This window comes from Bordetella sp. BOR01, assembly GCF_019218885.1.
Lineage (GTDB): Bacteria > Pseudomonadota > Gammaproteobacteria > Burkholderiales > Burkholderiaceae_B > Bordetella_A.
In genome coordinates this window covers 195950-213121 of record NZ_JAHUWT010000005.1, presented here as the reverse complement: position 1 = coordinate 213121, position 17172 = coordinate 195950, and the positions used below count along the sequence as shown (strand labels likewise).

The window sequence follows — 17172 nt, the reverse complement described above, 5'->3', positions numbered from 1 at the left end:
AATAGAAGGTTAATGGCTGTCGGCCTCGGCTTCGGCCTCGGCAGGCGCCAGCGGCATGCGCTCGACCCGCACTGACGCAATACGGCGTCCGTCGAGTTCGAGCACTTCGAAACGGAAGTGATGGTGCGACCCATCGTACTCGCAACTGTCGCCCGGCTGGGGCAGGTGCCCGAAGCGCGCCAGCAGATAGCCGGCCAGGGTGGAATAATCTTGCGAGTCGTCGATCAGGCCTTCGGTTTCCAGTACCTGCTCGACATGATGCAGGTCGGCCGCACCGTCGATTTTCCAGACGTCGTCCTGCTCGGGAGTGATATCGGGCAGTTCGTCTTCGTCGGGGAATTCGCCGGCGATGGCCTCGAACACGTCGATGGGCGTCACCAGGCCTTCGATGGCGCCGAATTCATCGGCTACCAGCACCAGTTGGCCGCGCGAACGCTTCAGGGTGTCCATCAGGCGCAGGATGCCGATGGACTCGTGCACGATGATCGGGTCGCGCAGGCGGCTGCGGCGCACTTCCCCGTCGGTGATCAGGTCGGCCACCAGGTCTTTGGCGCGGGCGATGCCGATGACTTCGTCCAGCGAACCGCGGCACACCGGGAAGAAGCTGTGCGGCGCCTCGGTGAGCTGCTGGCGGATGATCTGTGCGTCATCGTCGATGTTGACCCAGGACACATCGGTGCGCGGGGTCATGATGGAACGGATGGAGCGTTCGGCCAAGGTCAGCACGCCGCTGACCATGTTGCGCTCTTCCACCCCGAAGGCCGGCATGGCGGGCGCATGGGGGCTGGCGGCAACCATTTCCTCGCCGTCGGGCGGGCGCTTGCCCAGCATGCGCAGCACCGCGCTGGCGGTGCGCTCGCGCATGGGGCGCGTGGCATCCAGCCGCAGCAGGTTGCGGCGGGCCACCTGGTTGAGCGCCTCGATGGCCACCGAGAAGCCGATGGCGGCGTACAGGTAGCCCTTGGGCACCTTGAAGCCAAACGCTTCGGCCAGCAGCGAGAAGCCGATCATCAGCAGGAAGCCCAGGCACAGCACCACCACGGTAGGATGCGCATTGACGAAGCGCGTCAATGGCTTGGATGCCAGCAGCATGATGCCGATGGCCACGGAAACCGCGATCATCATGATGGCCAGGTGATCGACCATGCCGACGGCGGTAATGACCGAGTCCAGCGAGAACACGGCATCGAGCACCACGATCTGGACCACGATCACCCAGAAGCTGGCGTAGACGCGCGGGCCCGAGGCATCCGGGCCCTGGCTGCCCTCCAGGCGCTCGTGCAGTTCCAGCGTGCCCTTGAGCAACAGGAACAGGCCACCCACCAGCAGAATCAGGTCGCGGCCCGAGAATGTCATGGGGCCTATGGAAAACAGCGGTGCGGTCAGGGTGACCAGCCAGGACATGACCGACAGCAGGCCCAGGCGCATCAGCAGTGCCAGGGACAGGCCCACGATACGCGCGCGATCGCGCTGCGCGGGGGGCAGCTTGTCAGCCAGGATGGCGATGAAGATAAGGTTGTCGATCCCCAGGACGATTTCAAGGACGACAAGGGTAAGCAGGCCGACCCACGCGGCGGGGTCCAGCAGCCACTCCATCGAGTGCTCCATAAGTTGCGGAACCGCCAATCGTACCTGGAAATGGCGTCACATGCCGGCAACATGCCGGCAGATGGGCTACAGAATGCGGGCTTTTAGGCGCCAGATCGAGCGCTGGCGCGGCTTGCAGGCCACAAGTCGCGCCAATGGCCGGCGCACCGTCACTTTCAGCTTTGCCTGGGCTGTAAAGCGGCCAGCATCTGGGTGAAGATCTTGGGGCTGGCGGCCAGCACATTACCGGACTCTTGCCAGCCTTGCTCGCCGTCGAAATCGGCCACCAGCCCGCCGGCCTCTTGTACCAGCAGGCTGCCGGCGGCCAGGTCCCAGGGCTTGAGCCTGGCGCCGCAGAAGCCGTCCAGGCGGCCGCTGGCCACGTAGGCCAGGTCGAGCACCGTGGAACCCAGGCGCCGCACACCGGTGCTGCCGTCGGCCAGTTGTCGAAAACGCTCGCCGCCCGCGTCGATATCGCCCGACTTGGGCCAGTGCGCCCCCAGCAGGGCCTCGCTGTAGCGCGTACGGCCCGAGACCCGTACGCGGCGGTCGTTCAGGAACGTGCCGCTGCCGCGGCTGGCGGTGAACAGTTCATTGCGCGACGGGTCGTAGACGACCGCCTGCGTGATCTGGCCGCGCTGCGCCAGCGCGATGGATACTGCGTAGGTGGGCAGGCCATGGATAAAATTGGTGGTGCCGTCGAGCGGATCGACGATCCATTGGAATTCGGCCTGCTCGGGGCCCTGCAGCCCGTATTCTTCACCCAGCACGGCGTGGTCCGGGTAGGCGGCGCGCAGGGTCTCGACGATGGACTCTTCCGAGGCGCGATCGACTTCCGTGACATAATCGCGCGGCCCCTTGCGAGCCACGCTGAGTCGTTCCAAATCCAGGCTGGCACGGTTGATGATGGTGCCGGCACGCCGGGCCGCCTTGATGGCGATATTGAGCATCGGGTGCATAAAATTCCGTACGTATGCAGTAAGGGCTGCCACCCGGGCGGCCTTGTCGCGAAGTGGGGCTATGGCCCCCGAAACCCCGCGGCAACGACCCGAAAAACCAGGAAGGCGTTAAGCCAAACTTGCCATTTTAAATGACTCAAGCATTTTCACGCGTTCAGTTCATCATGGTACAGCCCAGCCACCCTGGAAATGTGGGATCGGCGGCACGTGCCATCAAGACAATGGGCTTCTCGGACCTGGTCCTGGTCGAGCCCCGCTACCCCGACATGACCGGGCAGCCCGAGGCGGTGGCGCTGGCCAGCGGAGCCGCCGATGTCCTGGAGCAGGCGCGGGTCTGCGCCACCCTGGAAGAGGCCCTGGCCCCGGTCAGCCTGGCTTTTGCCCTGACGGCCCGGGTGCGCGACCTGGGGCCGCCGCCCTGCGACATCCGCCAGGCTGCCGAGCTGGCCCGGTTGCACCTGGCCACCCCCGGTTCGGGCTGTACCGCCGTGGTGCTGGGCACCGAACGGGCCGGGCTGACCAACGCCCAGATTGCGCTGTGCCACCGCATTTGCCATATTCCGGCCAATCCGGAATACAGCTCGCTGAACGTGGCCCAGGCCCTGCAACTGGCCGCCTGGGAACTGCGCTACGCCCTGTTGCAGGCCGACGGGGCCGGCCTGCTGCCGGTTTCCACCGCGCAGCAGCCCGATCCTGGCGCCGCCGCGGCCACGGGCGAGGCGGTGCAGGCGTTCCTGGCGCACTGGGAAGAGGCGCTGGTCCATGTGGAATTCCTGGATCCCGCCCACCCCAAGAAACTGATGCCGCGCATGCGCCACTTGTTCAGCCGTAGCGGGCTCACGCGCGATGAGGTCGATATGCTGCGCGGGGTTTGCACGGCGATGCTGCGCAAAAAATAAGGCGGGCCATCGGCCCGCCTTGGTCAATGGCGGCGCCGCCCCCCGCAGGGTGCGGACCGCGATCGAACTCAATCGACTTGCGCGCCCGAGGCCTTGACCACGGGGGCCCAGCTCTCGACTTCGGACTTGATGAACGCGCCGAACTCGGCCGGCGTGGTCTTCTCGCCCACGGCGCCCAGGCCCGCAAAGGCCTGCTGCACTTCGGGATTGTCCTGTGCCTTGACGATCACGGCGTTGAGCTTCTCGATCACTTCCGGCGGCGTGCCGGCCGGCGCAATCAGGCCGAACCAGGACGACACGTCGAAGTTCTCGAAACCGGCTTCCTGCATGGTGGGCAGGTCGGGCGCGGTAGGCGAGCGCTTGGCCGTGGTAACCGCCAGGGCGTTCAGCTTGCCGCCCTTCACGTGCGGCCAAGACGACGGCATATTGTCGAACATGAACTGCACCTGTCCGCCGATCAGGTCGGTGACAGCGGGTGCGCTGCCCTTGTAGGGCACGTGCAGTACGTCCAGGCCGGCGCGCATCTTGAACAGTTCGCCCGCCATGTGGATGGACGTGCCGCTGCCCGACGAGGCGAACGCCAGCTTGCCGGGATTGGCCTTGGCGTAGTCGACCAGTTCTTTCACCGACTTCACCGGCACCTTGGGGTTCACCACCAGGATGTTGGGTACCTTGGCACCCAGCGCCACCGGGGCGAAGTCTTTGGTCAGGTCGAACTTTACGTTCTTGTACAGCGTCTGGTTGATGGCGCTGGTAACGGCCACGAACAGCAGCGTGTAGCCATCGGGTTTCGCGCGCGCCACATACTCGGTGGCGATGTTGCTGCCGGCGCCAGGCTTGTTCTCGACCACGAAAGATTCGTTCAGCCCTTGGCTGAGTTCCTTGGCCATGATGCGGGCGATCACGTCGGTGGTGCCGCCTGCCGAAAAACCCACCACGATGTGCACCGGCTTGTCGGGATATGCCGCCTGGGCGCTGGTGCCAAATACCAGCGCCCCCAGTGCGCCGGCAAGCAGGGTTGCGCCGTAGCGCAGCAAGCGGGGTTTCTGACTTTTGGTCATGTTGTGTCTCCTGTGAAAATTGTCCATTGTGCGGACGGTCTAGACTTTGTTACGGGGGCGATTTTCCACTAGTCATGGCGTTTTCGGCAAGGTAGAGTCCACGCTACGGACAGTGGGTTTTCCCTGAACCCCCTGCCCCGAAAGCCTAGATTGGATGTTCACCGAGGGATGCATGTCGAATTCAGAGACCTCTTCCGGCCCGCGCACGCTGCGCCGCGGGCTGGCCGTATTGGCCGCGTTGCGCGACCAGGGCGCTACCGGGCTCAGCGTCACGGATATTGCGCGCCTGACCGCTATCCAGCGCCCCACGATTTACCGGCTGCTGGCCGCGCTGCTGGATTCGGGGCTGGTGCTGGCGGTGCCGGGCACCAAGAAATACCGGGCCCAATGGGCCAACTGCGGCGATGCCGCCACGCCGGACCCGCGCGTCAGCCAGACCTTGCCGAGCTTGCGGCGGTTGGCCGAACGAACCGGCGATGCCGTGTTCCTGGTGGTGCGTGAAGGCGACGAATCGGTCAGCCTGCACCGCGAGATAGGCGGATATCCGGTGCAGATCCTGGCCACCTACGCTGGCAAGCGCCAGCCGCTGGGGGTGGGTTCGGGCGGCATGGCGCTGCTGGCCGCCCTGCCCGACCCGGTTGCGCACTGCATCGTCGAGCGCAATGCGGGTTTCCTGGACGAATACGGCGGCATGACGCCGCATGAAATGCACCGCCTGATCGAGAATACGCGGGCGCGCGGCTATGCCGTGGTGGGCAACCACGCGGTGCGCGGCGCGCTGGGCGTGGGTTGCGCCCTGCTCGACCCGCAGGGCGCGCCCATCCTGGCCATCAGTGTGACGGCAATCATCGACCGCATGCCGGCGCCGCGCCAGCGCGAGATCGCCGGCTGGATCCACGCCGAACTGGCGCGCCTGTCGCTGCGCGCGTGATCAGGTGGCCGAAGCGCCGCCCTCTTTGGGCGGGCCCTGTATCTCGCGTACGGGAATCGGCGGCTTGAAGCCGGCCGCGCCCAGCGTCTGGCGGATCTGGTGGAACAGGTCCCAGCGCAGGTCCTGGTACTGGCCCGCGGCGCACCACAGGCGCACATTGATCACCGTGCCGTTGTCCTTGTATTCGCTGACCTTGATCTGCGGAGCCGGATCCTTCAGCACCATGGGATGCGCGGCCACCAGCTTGTTCAGGCTTTCCAGGGCGGCATCCAGGTTGTCGTCGTAGTGCACGGTAACCGGGATGTCTTGCCGGCGCGTGACGTTGCGGCTGTAGTTGGTGATAGTGGCGTTCCAGACCACGCTGTTGGGCAGCGAGATGTAGATGCCGTCGCCCTGCACCAGGCGGCACAGGAACAGGCCGACTTCGACCACGGTGCCCTCGGTGCCGCTGCTGAGCGCCACGTACTCGCCGGCGCGCAAGGGGCGCAGGATCAGCAGCATGATGCCGGCCGCGATGTTCTGCAGCGTATTCTGCAAGGCCAGGCCCACGGCCAGGCCGGCCGCGCCCAGTACGGCGATGAGGCTGGCGGTTTGCACGCCGAACCGCGCCAGCACGGCGATCACGGTGAAGATGCGTACCGCCCATACCACCACGCTGTAGAACATGGGCACGATGGTGGGGTCGATGCGCGGCGAACGCGTTGCCGCGCGCCTGACCGAACGCCCCAGCAATGCCGATACCCACCAGCCGATGATCAGGATGAACACGGCCATGACGATATTCACGGCGCCATCGGCCAGGCGCGGCATCAAGGTTTCCAGGTTTACCAGGTATTCGTTCATGCGAGCTCCCGTGTACGGCGCGCGCCCGCGGGCAGGTCCGGGCGTGCTGGACAGTCGAAAACTTTATCAGATACCCGTGTCCGTGCCGAGCGCGGCGCCTAGATGCGCCTGAAATGGTTGTCCCATGACAGGCCGGGCGACGGCGGCAGGATCGATTGCGCCGGCAATTCGGGGCCAGCCTGCACCAGCGCCCCCATGCCGCTGTTGACGAGGAAGCGCTCGGGCGCCACGGGCGCCACGCCGCAGCCGTCGGCCAGGCGGGTCAGGCCCAGGCAGCGGCCGCTCGCGGCGTCCCAGTACACCACCTGCCCGCCCACCGGGCTGCTGGTGGCGACAACGCCCCCGGCCGGGTCCACCGCCACCGACCCGACGTAATTGCGAAAGCCGCGCAGCACCTCGTCGGGGCCGGCGTACAGCTCGGGGGCGTGGCCGCGCCGGTGGCGCCCCACCAACGGCGGCCGCTCTCCTGCCGGGCCGGTATGCTGGCACCCGAACCACACTGCGCCATCGGCCGCCACGACCAGGTGGCGGATCGACAGGCGATGATATTGCGCAGGCAGCTCCACGCGTTCGAGCAGGCGGCCGTCGTGCGCATCCACGTAGGCCAGCGATGGCCGCATGGTGTCCAGGTTGAGTTCCAGCTTGCCGTAGTCGGGATGCGTCAGGATGCCGCCGTTGGCCACGCACAGGGTCTTGCCGTCAGGCAGCAGCACCACTTCGTGCGGGCCGATGCCGCCGGTCTCGAATTCGCCGATGCGGCGGTAGTTGCCGCCGTCCGAAGCATCGTATATGCCCAGCACGCCATGGCCGGCTTCGTAGTGATTCTCGGTGGCCAGCATGCGCCGGCCATCGGGCAGGAATACCCCATGGCCGAAGAAATGGCGGCCGGCCGCGGCCTGCAACGCCACCGGGGGCTGTGCACCGTCGATACGAAAGACCACCGCGAAAAAGCCCGGCTGGCGGCCGAACACCACGGCACGGCCGCGCGCGGGGTCCGGCGCAAAGCTGTGGCCGCGCGCGGGCATGGGCACCACCTGGCGATCGCGCCCCTGGGCATCCAGCACGACCGCCTCGTAGCGGTCACCGGCACGGCGCGCGGCCAGGTACAGCTGCGCCTGGCCCGCGGCACGCAGCGTGGCGGGGGCCAGGCCAGCCGCGGCTGCCAGGGCCAGGAACCGGCGGCGATCAATCTCCATCGAGGGCATTGAATCCGATCGTGACGCCCAACGCGGGCGCGAAATGCTGGTCGACAATATCTTTGGCATTCTTCAGGATCAAGCCGGCCAGCGCCAGCCGCTGCCATGCGTCGGCGTCGGCCACGGCCTGCTCCAGCGGGGCCTGCACGGCCTCGATCGCGGCGGCGGCACGGTCGAGTTCACCACGCACGGCCTGGTCGATCCAGCCTTCGTCTTTGGCGTAGCGATAGCCGCCCGCGTCGTAGAAAGCCCGCATGCCGTGCAGGCTGGCCGCCAGCATGGGCAGGCTCATGTCGCTGCGCCAGAAGGCGGCGCGCTTGGCGCGCGCCGCCTGCGGCGAATCGCCCAGCACGGGCATCAGCTTGATATCGCGCGCAAACTGCAAGCCCGTGGACAAGGCCTTGACCGCCTCGGCCGCCACTTCCTGCTGGCTGCGGTACAAGTCGTTGTCGGCCGACGGAGCGGTGAACTGCCGGCCGAATTCGCCCTGCGGGCTCCAGGCCTGCTGCAGCTCGCCCGACACGGCGGCGATATTGGCGGCCACCGCCACGGCATAACCGCAGGCGTAGGCCGATGCCTTGCCGGCGGGCGCATCCAGCAAACCGGGCTCGCCGTACAGCACATATTCCAGCGCCGGCAGGCCCTGCATGGCCACGCTGCGCGAGGCCAGCGCGCCGGGCGCCAGCGCGGCCGGGTCGGCCTGGGCCAGCAGCGCGCGCACCTGCCGCTGCATGACGCCGCGCGTATCCGGCCAGAACACCAGCCGCTCGTAGCGATTACCTTGCACCAGGGGGCCGAAGCGCAGGAACTCCACGCCGGACCAGGCCAGCGCGGTGTGCTCGAAAGCCTGGCGCACCGCCAGCGCGTCCGCTGCGCCACCGCCCTTCCCGCACCAGCCGCTCAGGGCTTGTTGCAGCCCGCCGGCCTGTTGCGCCAGCTTGGCCACCGCGGGCCGCACATAGCCTTCGGCCAGCCGCTGGCCCAGATCGGCCGGCGGCGCCGCCGGCGCGGGCAGCGGGGCCAGCACCACGGCAGCCGCCAACAGCCACTTGCTTTTCAGCATCTTTGCACTCCTTGCAGGGCCGCTCACAGCGACTCCAGGAAACGGATCAGGTCGGCGCGTTCCTGCGGCGTCATGGCCACCACACGGTCGCGCGCCGCCTGGGCTTCGCCGCCGTGCCACAGTATCGCCTCGAGCAGCGTGCGCGCCCGGCCGTCATGCAGCCAGGTCGCATTGGGATTGACGGTGCGCGTCAGCCCTATGCCCCACAGCGGCGGCGTGCGCCATTCGCTGCCGCTGGCCCGGCCCTCGGACACGCCATCGGCCAGGCCCTCGCCCATGTCGTGCAGCAGCAGGTCGGTGTAGGGCCAGATCAACTGGAAGCGGTGTTCCGGGCGCACGGCCTCGCGGCTGGTCACGTACTTGGGCACGTGGCAGGCCACGCAATTGGCTTCGTAGAACAGCTTCTTGCCCGCCAGCACGCGCGCATCGTCGACCTCGCGGCGCTGCGGCACGGCCAGGTTGACGGCGTACGTCGTGACGAAATCCATCAGTTCGCCGGGCACCTCGTGCTCGCCCAGGCGCGGCTGCGCGCCGTGCGGCATATCGAAGCAGGCGGCCTGCGCAGCGGTGCATTCGCCGTAATGGCTGGGGAACATCGGCGTCGACAGCCCCATGTCATTGGAAAACGCCACCGCGCTCTGCTGCTCTACCGTGGGCTGGCTGGCCTTCCAGTTGAAGCGCCCCAGCGCCAGCTTGCCGGTGCGTTCATCGCGCACCCAGTTGGGCCGGCCGCTGATGCCGTCGCCGTGGTCGGCCTCGGCATTGGCCAGGATGTCCGCGGGATGCACGGCTTCCAGCAGGCCCAGGCCGATCATCGGCGGCGCCAGGCGCGGCGACATATGCACGTCGTCGCGCATAGGCCCATAGGCCGGATCCTCGATGCGATAAGTGGGCTTCATCAATGTGGCGGTCTCGCCGCCATTGAGCTCGACCGCCACCGGTTCGTACTCGATCTCCAGACGCCCCTCGGCCGGCAAGCCGGCCACGGCAAAGTTCTGCAACTGCGATCCATACACCGGCTCGGGCACGAACGGCAGTTCGCCCGATGCCAATTGCCGGCGCTCTTCGTCGGTGGCGGGCGGCACCGCCAGGCGCATCAGCAGCGCCACGGCGTCGGTGCGCTCCAGCGGATCGAAACCCGGCACCGTGCCGCGGCCGTCCTTGGTATGACAGGCCTGGCAGGAACGCGCGTTGAACAGCGGCCCCAGGCCATCCGAGGCCTGGGTCGACGAAGGCGCCGACACCCAGTCTTTGCGGAACAGGCCATTGCCCACCAGGAATTCCTGGCGCCCTTCGAAAGTCAGGTTGGCCGACGGATGCGAAAAAATGTCGGCGTTGATCAGCTTGCGCGTCGTCCCGGCGCCCGCCGGCAGGGTCTCGAATGGTTCGGCACTGGAAAAATCACGGGCCGGCGCGGTGACCTTGGCCACGCGCGCCCGGTCTTCCGCGCTCAGGTCGTCGCGCTCGTTGGACGCTGCAGCGGCGCTGGCCGTAGCCAGCGCCGCCAGTACTGCAACTGCGATCTTGCTCACTGGAATACGGCTTCCGGCTTGTCGAGACTGTCCGAACCCTCGAGCGCCACGTCGCCCAGTTCCAGCACGGCAATCACGCGTTCCAGGCTGCGGGTCTGGTCGACCAGGCGATCGATGGCGGCCTGCACCACCGCATTGCCTGCGGCGTTGCCGCTGGCAATCATCTGGTCGTAGGTTTCCACTTTATCGGCACGGTCGCGCATGGCTTGCATGGCGGCCACGGTGGCGTCGAGCTTGCTGCGCATTTCGGCATCGAGCTTGGGATCGCGCGCCTTCACCAGGTCGGACACGCTGGCGCCCGAGACCGTCTTGCCATCGACGCGCGCATAGGTACCGAGGTACACATTGCGAATGCCGAGCTGGTTGTAGTAGTGCGAATTATGGGTGTTGTCCGAGAAGCAATCGTGCTCTTCTTCCGGGTCGTGCAGCATCAGGCCCAGCTTCATGCGTTCGCCGGCCAGTTCGCCGTACGACAGGCTGCCCAGCCCGGTCAGCATGGCCACCAGCCCGGCCTTGGGATCCTGTTCGACGGCCTTGCGCGCCTCGCCGTCCTGTTTCCAGTTGTCCACCATTTCTTCCAGGTCGGACACCAGCAGATCGGTCACCGCGCGCAGGTACTGCACGCGGCGTTCGCAATGGCCGCCCGTGCACTGGGCCGGATCGAAGTCGGTGTGCGGCCGGTTGCCGGCATGGCGTTCTTGCGGCGTGCCCTTGCGGTCGGCCGGTGCCGGACCCGAACCGTTCAGGTCCTGGCCCCACAGCAGGAATTCGATGGCATGGTAGCCGGTGGCCACGTTGGCTTCGTTGCCATCCGCTTCCTGCAGCGTTTCGGACAGCAATTCGGGCGTGATGGTGGTGGCATCGATGGTCTTGCCGCCCACCGAGATCTTGGAATTGGCAATCACGTTCACGGCATAGAACGCATTCTGGTCGCTCTCGGTACCGTACGACGCATCCACGTAGTCGATCAGTCCTTCGTCCAGCGGCCAGGCATTCACACTGCCTTCCCAGTCGTCGACGATGGGATTGCCGAACCGGAAGGCCTCGGTCTGCTGGTAAGGCACCCGCGCCGCCAGCCAGGCCGCGCGTGCGGCCTGCAGCGTCTGGGCGCTGGGCTTTTCGATCAAGGCTTCGATCGCGGTGCGCAATGCCTGGGCGGAATTCAACGAATCCTCGTAGCCGGCCAGCGCAATGTCGGAATAGGTCTTTACCACCGCCTTGGGTTCGGCGGCGGCCTGGGCCGCCCCTGCGGTCAGGGCGGCCGCCAGCAGCGCGCCGTAGAGCAATTTGCGCATCGGAATACTCTCCTTTGTTGAGAAAAAGCGCGCCCCGCGTGGCCGCGCTTCTTTAGAAATTGAGGATTACCGATGCAAGTGTAAACAATTTTCGTTCAGTATTCAGTGAAGTGTCAGCAACCGGCCATCAACGGCCAGCCGCCGGCTGCAGCCAGCTGCGCAGCAGGCGGGTGATCAGCGGGATGCAGACGAACGACAGCACCGGCGTCATGCAGGCAGTGGTTACCAGCACCCGCCAGAACAAGGGCAAGGCGCTCAGTTGTTCGTTGAGCAGCGTGCTGAACAGCAGCAGCATGGGAAAGTACGCCAGCCAGATGCTGATCGCCTGCTTCCAGCGCGGCGGCGCGCTGCGCGGCGGGCCAAACCAGGTATCCATGCCACTGACCCGATGGATGCGGCTGGCTCGTACCAGGCTGGCCCCGCGCTCCAGCCACATGCGGCGCGGCAGCGAGTTTTCCCAGCGCGCCAGGCTGGCCGCGTCGGCGAAGCGCAGCACGATCTGGTATTGGTCGCCGCCTTCGGGCGGTTGCAGCACGCCCGACCCCAGGAACCCCGGAAAGCCCGCCGCCAGGATTTCGCCCTGGCGCATCCATGCCAGGAAATCCCCGTAGCGCTCGGGCGATATGTGGCGCGTCACCAGCATCGTGACTGGGGCGGGAAGTGGATCGGTCATGAGGAACTCCTTGCTGCGTACGGGCCGGCCTGGAACGGCTGCGGCCGCTTAGTAATTACCCTAGCAAACCCTATGCCAACTTCGTTGCGGACGCGCACCCGGGCACAACCGCCCGCACCCGGCCCGCCTGCACCGTTGCGCGCAGCACGATCCAGCCTTTTGTGCACGCATGCACCGTCCTGGTGCATTATTGAGTCGGCCACAACGCAGGTCTACACTGAGCGGTCTCTTACCCCCGAGGAGCATGTGCATGAGCACTTACAAGATCGCGGTTTTCGTCGGCAGCCTGCGGGCCGCATCTATCAATCTGCGCCTGGCGCACGCCCTGGAAAAGCTGCTGCCCGAGAACGTCAAGTTCGAATACGCCAGCCTGGGCGATGTGCCGCTGTACAACCAGGACAACGAAATGTCCATGCCGCCTTCGGCCGCCAAGCTGAAGGAACTGATCGCCAATGCCGACGGCTTGCTGTTCGTGACGCCCGAGCACAACCGCTCGATTCCCGCCGCGCTGAAAAACGCCATCGACTGGGGTTCGCGCCCCTGGGGCAAGAATTCCTGGGTCGGGAAAACCGGCGGCATCGTCGGCACTTCGCCCAGCGCGGCCGGTACGGCCATGGCGCAGCAGCACCTGCGCAACATCCTGGCAGCCGAAGGCGTCAACGTACTGACCACGCCTGAAGTCTTCCTGCAGACCACCGAGGGGCTGATCGACGACCAGTACACCATCACCAACGAAGGCACCCGCAAATTCCTGCAAGGCTGGCTCGACCTGTACCTTGCCTGGGTGGCCAAGCACGCCGCCTGACGCGCCGCACCAGAACGCCACCCGCCGCCCACACCGGGCGGCGCCTCCTGTCCGAGTTGTCCACGCACAATGTGGATAAGCCCTTGAACAATTTTCGGACAAATATAAAAAGGCCTTGGGCCGCAACGACTTGCGCCGCCCGCTCAAAGAATGCCCGACCATGCGTTACCGACTTCCTCCCCTCAATACCTTGCGCATCTTCGAGGCCATCATGCGGCGGGGCTCGATACGCCAGGCGGCCGAGGAACTCTGCCTGACGCCGCAGGCGGTCAGCCAGCAGCTCAAGCAGCTCGAGGCCCATCTCGAGCAGCCCCTGTTCCAGCGCAATATCCGCAGCCTTACACCCACGCAGGCGGCCAACACGCTGCATGCCCACGTGCAGGGCGGCCTGGACCGCTTCGCCGACGGCGTGAACGCCATACAGACCTCGCGCGCCACGCAGCAGCTGTACCTTTACGTCAGCCCGTACTTCGCCACCGAGTTCCTGGTGCCCAAGCTGGGCAATTTCACCGCCTCGCACCCCAACATCGATTTCCGCATGGCGGTGGGCGTAGACCTGGTCGAGCTTGACGAACGCGGCATGGACGCCGCCATCCATTGGGACTACGGCGGCAACACCGAGTACGTGGAAACGCCGCTGATCGACGACCTGAAAGTGCTGGTGGCCACGCCCGGCCTGCTGGAACGCCTGCCCCTGCGCACGCCCGCGGACCTGCTCAAGCACAGCGTGGTCACCTCGCTGGTGGCAAACACGCTGTGGGACGACACGCTGGACTTGCTGGGCGTGCCAGAGCGGGCGTCGCAGCCCCTGCTGCTGCTGCATACGCATGCGGCCATGATGGAGGCCGTGCTGGCCGGCTTGGGCGTAGGGTTCATTTCTTACGCCGACGCCGTCCGTGAGGTGGGCGCGGGCAGACTCGTGTCCCCCTATGGCATGGACCTGCTGAAGCAGTTGCCGGCAAAGAAAATGCCCCGCTTCAGCCTGCTTATCAAACCCGACCGCAAGAACTCGCCCCTGTTGCAGCAGTTCGCCCGATGGCTGCTGGACTACGTGTGCGCCGAAGCCGTGGTGGGGTATGCGTCGCAATGCCGCCAGGAGCCCGCGTCCACCGCCCTGCGCGAGCGCGCGGCCCTGGCGTAGGCGCTGGTCAATCGGGGCGCGGCGGATCGCCGTTCATGGGCTGGCCAGTGCGGTCGCGGCTGAACAGCAGCGCCACGATGCCCACCACGGCCCCCAGCATCAGGTAATAAGCGGGCATCATCGTATTGCCGGTGCGCTGGATCAACCAGGCGTTCAGCATGGGGGCCGTGCCGGCGAACAGCGCCACCGACACGTTATAGCTGACCGCCATTCCGGTAAACCGCACCGGGGTGGTAAACAGTGCCGGCACCGCCGAGAAGATGCTGCCCAGCATGGCGGCCAGGCACAGATTCAGCACCATCAAAGCGCCGAACTTGGCCGGATAGCCGCCGGTGGACAACAAGGTGAAGCACGGTATCGCCAGCAGCAGCACGGCCACGCTGCCGGCCAGCATGGCCGTCTTGCGGGTGATGCGGTCGGCCACCAGGCCCATCACGGGAATCATGGCGATCAGGAAGAGCTGCGGGCCCAGCGACAACAGGAAGCCCTGGGCAGGTTCCATCGTCAGGGCGCTGATCAGGTAGGTGGGAATATACGTCACCACCGTATACAGCGTGATGTTGGTCACGATGATGAACCCGCAGGACTGCAACAGCGGGCCCAGGTGGGTATCGAACAAATGCTTCCAGCCGGCCTTCGGATGGGCATCGCGATTCTCGCGCACCGCCTCGAACGTGGGCGTTTCTTCCAGGTGGTTGCGGATGTACAGGCCGATCGCACCCAGCGGCAAGGCCAGCAGGAACGGCAGGCGCCAGGCCCAGTGATGGATCTGCTCGGCAGTGAAGAAATACGTGAGCAGCGTGGTGACGATGGCGCCGAAGGCGAAGCCGCTGATGCAGCCCACCTGGATCCAGCTGGTAATGGCGCTGCGGCGGCGGTCTGCGCAATACTCGGCCACGAAGATCGCCGCGCCGCTGCCTTCTCCCCCGGCCGAGATGCCCTGCAGCAGGCGCAGCACGACCAGCAAGATAGGCGCGGCCATGCCGATGGAATCGTGCGATGGGATGAGGCCGATCGCGAAGGTGGCGACCGCCATCATCAGGATGGTGACGGTCAGCACCTGCTTGCGTCCGTAGCGGTCGCCTATGGGGCCGAACAGAAAGCCGCCGAACGGCCGCGCGAAGAAAGCGACGGCGAATGCGGCCAGTGAGGCCACCAGTTGCGTGCCAGGCTCGCTGGCAGGAAAAAACACCTTGCCCAGAATGCTGGCCAGGTAGCCATAGACCGAAAACTCGAACCACTCGACGAAGCTGCCCACGACCGAGGCCAGGACAACGCGATTGAGTTCTTTCTTGCCGACTTCGCGCGGCCTGACGCCCGCCGCGGCCGGGCCGGCCTGCTCACGTGCACGCGGCGGGTCCGGCAGGACGCCTGCCGTGCGTATTGCTTTGGTGCCCATTATTTTCCCCAGGAACTTTCTTGCGTTGAATGAACGCGGCCAGGCCGCGCCATGCTTGGATGCGCGATGCCCGGCGGCGGCGCCAAGGCGTCCGCGCCTGCATCGCGCCCGTTCTCCTATTCGAAAGCGTGCGGATAATCGCGGCGCGCCTGCGCTTCGCTGATGTAGCCGTACCGCACGTCGCGCCGCACCAGCTCCGCGGGCCGCTGCGCCGGCTGTCCGAAACCGCCTCCGCCGGGCAGGTCGAGCACCAGGCGCTGGCCTTCCGGAATCAGCTGGCTGCCTTTGGCACGCAGCACGCTGCCGTCATCCAACCCTACCCCGCCGGCGGCGCCGTCGTGTCCGCCCGCATGACCGCGCGCGGGATAAGCCACTCGGTCGAACATGGCGTTCAGCGTGAACTGGTAGCCCTCGTGCGCGCCGATTTCGATGCGTTGCCCCAGGCCGCCGCGCCACTTGCCGGCACCGCCCGAATCGGGGCGCAGCTCTTTGCGCCACACCACGATCGGCCCGATGCTCTCGGTCACCTCTGCCGACATGGTATGCACCCCGCTCGGAAACGCCGTCGTGCTCAGCCCGTCGCTGGCGGGGCGCGCGCCGGTTCCACCTGTGTTGAAGATGAGCATCTCGTGGCGCGCCTGCCGATTGTCCTGGCGCACGCCCTGAAAACGCATCTGCAGGTTCCACAGCGCGCTGGCGCCCTCGGCCGGAATCAGGTCGGGCAGATACTCCTGCAGCGCCCCCAGCACCACGTCGGGAAGCAGGTGGCCCAGCACATGGCGCACCGCCACCGGCGCGGGGAACGGCGCGTTCAGGATGCAGCCCTCCGGGGCACTGATCTCGAATGGCCGCAACGACGCCCAGTTATTGGGAATCTCGGGCGCGATGGCGCACTTGAGGGCATAGCAGGCGTATGCCTTGGTATAGGTCAACGGCACATTGATGCCGTATTTGCTGGGGCCCGACGTACCCGCGAAGTCGGCATACATGGTGCCGCCGTCGGCATGCACGGCCACACGCAGATCGATGGGGCTTTCGTAGCCGTCCACGCGCATCTCGTAGCCGTGTTTTCCCGACGGCAGGGCGGCGATGTACTCGCGCGTGGCGCGTTCGCTGTGCCCGAAGATGAAGGCGGCCAGTTCCTCGAGGTCGGGCAGGCCGAACTCGTCCAGCATCGCGTCCAGCCGGCGCCGCCCGGTCTCGTTGCACGCCACCAGCGAATGGAAGTCGCCGATGACCTGGTCGCGTTCGCGCACGTTGGTGCGCAGCAGCTCGACCAGGTCTTCATTCAGCACGCCGGCCTTGTAGAACTTCATCAGCGGAATGCGCAGGCCTTCTTCGTACACATCACCGGCGTCGGGGCCGAAGCCGCGGCCGCCGATGTCGACCACGTGCGCGGTCGAGGCGAAAAAGCCGATCAGGCGCGGCTCGCCGGGGCCGTCCGGGCGGCGGTACACAGGCGTGACCATCGTAATGTCGTGCAGGTGGCCGGTACCCATCCAGGGGTCGTTGGTGACGAGCACGTCGCCGGGCGCCAGGCCGCCGTCGCCGAACCGGGCCACGAAATGCCCCACCGACTCCGCCATGGAATTCACGTGCCCCGGCGTGCCGGTCACCGCCTGGGCGATCATGCGGCCCTGCGCATCGAATACGCCGGCCGACAAGTCGCCCGCTTCCCGCACGCTGGTGCAGAACGCCGTGCGGACCAGGGTGGCAGCCTGTTCCTCGACCACCGAGATCAGCCGGTTCCACATGATCTGTTCGCGGACTTTGATGCTTGCGCTCATG

Annotated in this window: 15 protein-coding genes; 4 read left to right on the top strand and 11 right to left on the bottom strand. The window is 66.5% G+C overall.

What is annotated here, in order from left to right:
* Positions 1-9 precede the first annotated feature (9 nt).
* Both KW845_RS26370 and KW845_RS26365 read right to left on the bottom strand, forming a co-directional pair.
* Positions 10-1596 carry a TerC family protein gene (locus KW845_RS26370; RefSeq protein ID WP_218372365.1) on the bottom strand — a complete coding sequence of 529 codons (1587 nt, stop codon included), beginning with the start codon at positions 1594-1596 and terminating at the stop codon, positions 10-12.
* Positions 1597-1763: 167 nt separating this feature from the next.
* Positions 1764-2546 carry an inositol monophosphatase family protein gene (locus tag KW845_RS26365; protein ID WP_218372364.1) on the bottom strand — a complete coding sequence of 261 codons (783 nt, stop codon included), beginning with the start codon at positions 2544-2546 and terminating at the stop codon, positions 1764-1766.
* A 131-nt stretch (positions 2547-2677) separates the two neighbouring features.
* Here KW845_RS26365 and KW845_RS26360 point away from each other — a divergent pair, with 131 nt between their 5' ends.
* Entirely contained in the window at positions 2678-3445 is a 768-nt protein-coding gene (locus tag KW845_RS26360) for an RNA methyltransferase (protein WP_218372363.1), read from the top strand.
* A gap of 68 nt (positions 3446-3513) precedes the next feature.
* Here KW845_RS26360 and KW845_RS26355 read toward each other — a convergent pair whose 3' ends face one another.
* Complete coding sequence (locus KW845_RS26355; protein ID WP_218372362.1) at positions 3514-4506, bottom strand: tripartite tricarboxylate transporter substrate binding protein; 993 nt, start codon at positions 4504-4506, stop codon at positions 3514-3516.
* Between the two features lie 172 nt (positions 4507-4678).
* Between KW845_RS26355 and KW845_RS26350 the strand changes: the two genes are divergently transcribed.
* A complete protein-coding gene (locus KW845_RS26350; RefSeq protein ID WP_218372361.1) occupies positions 4679-5437 on the top strand; it encodes an IclR family transcriptional regulator in 759 nt (252 codons plus the stop codon).
* Here KW845_RS26350 and KW845_RS26345 read toward each other — a convergent pair whose 3' ends face one another.
* The 6 genes from KW845_RS26345 to KW845_RS26320 all read right to left on the bottom strand — a co-directional run bounded on the left by KW845_RS26345 (position 5438) and on the right by KW845_RS26320 (position 12039).
* Positions 5438-6280, bottom strand: coding sequence for a mechanosensitive ion channel family protein (locus KW845_RS26345; RefSeq protein WP_218372360.1), 843 nt, complete (start codon positions 6278-6280; stop codon positions 5438-5440).
* A 98-nt stretch (positions 6281-6378) separates the two neighbouring features.
* Positions 6379-7476, bottom strand: a complete 1098-nt coding sequence (locus KW845_RS26340; protein ID WP_218372359.1) for a DUF1513 domain-containing protein — start codon at positions 7474-7476, stop codon at positions 6379-6381.
* Positions 7466-8539, bottom strand: coding sequence for an imelysin family protein (locus KW845_RS26335; protein WP_218372358.1), 1074 nt, complete (start codon positions 8537-8539; stop codon positions 7466-7468). The genes KW845_RS26340 and KW845_RS26335 overlap by 11 nt, the downstream gene beginning before the upstream one ends.
* A 23-nt stretch (positions 8540-8562) precedes the next feature.
* Positions 8563-10071 (bottom strand): di-heme oxidoredictase family protein, encoded by a 1509-nt coding sequence (locus KW845_RS26330; RefSeq protein WP_218372357.1) that lies wholly within the window; start codon positions 10069-10071, stop codon positions 8563-8565.
* Positions 10068-11366 (bottom strand): imelysin family protein, encoded by a 1299-nt coding sequence (locus KW845_RS26325; protein ID WP_218372356.1) that lies wholly within the window; start codon positions 11364-11366, stop codon positions 10068-10070. The genes KW845_RS26330 and KW845_RS26325 overlap by 4 nt, the downstream gene beginning before the upstream one ends.
* 127 nt (positions 11367-11493) lie before the next feature.
* Positions 11494-12039, bottom strand: coding sequence for an antibiotic biosynthesis monooxygenase (locus KW845_RS26320; protein ID WP_218372355.1), 546 nt, complete (start codon positions 12037-12039; stop codon positions 11494-11496).
* Between the two features lie 250 nt (positions 12040-12289).
* Here KW845_RS26320 and KW845_RS26315 point away from each other — a divergent pair, with 250 nt between their 5' ends.
* Together KW845_RS26315 and KW845_RS26310 are read left to right on the top strand one after the other, a co-directional pair.
* Positions 12290-12844 carry an NADPH-dependent FMN reductase gene (locus KW845_RS26315; RefSeq protein WP_218372354.1) on the top strand — a complete coding sequence of 185 codons (555 nt, stop codon included), beginning with the start codon at positions 12290-12292 and terminating at the stop codon, positions 12842-12844.
* Between the two features lie 160 nt (positions 12845-13004).
* Positions 13005-13985 carry a LysR substrate-binding domain-containing protein gene (locus KW845_RS26310; protein WP_218372353.1) on the top strand — a complete coding sequence of 327 codons (981 nt, stop codon included), beginning with the start codon at positions 13005-13007 and terminating at the stop codon, positions 13983-13985.
* A 7-nt stretch (positions 13986-13992) separates the two neighbouring features.
* Here the strand turns inward: KW845_RS26310 and KW845_RS26305 are convergent, their stop codons facing one another.
* Together KW845_RS26305 and KW845_RS26300 are read right to left on the bottom strand one after the other, a co-directional pair.
* Positions 13993-15384, bottom strand: a complete 1392-nt coding sequence (locus KW845_RS26305; protein ID WP_218372352.1) for an MFS transporter — start codon at positions 15382-15384, stop codon at positions 13993-13995.
* A 116-nt stretch (positions 15385-15500) separates the two neighbouring features.
* Entirely contained in the window at positions 15501-17171 is a 1671-nt protein-coding gene (locus KW845_RS26300; protein WP_218372351.1) for a hydantoinase B/oxoprolinase family protein, read from the bottom strand.
* Position 17172: the final 1 nt, after the last annotated feature.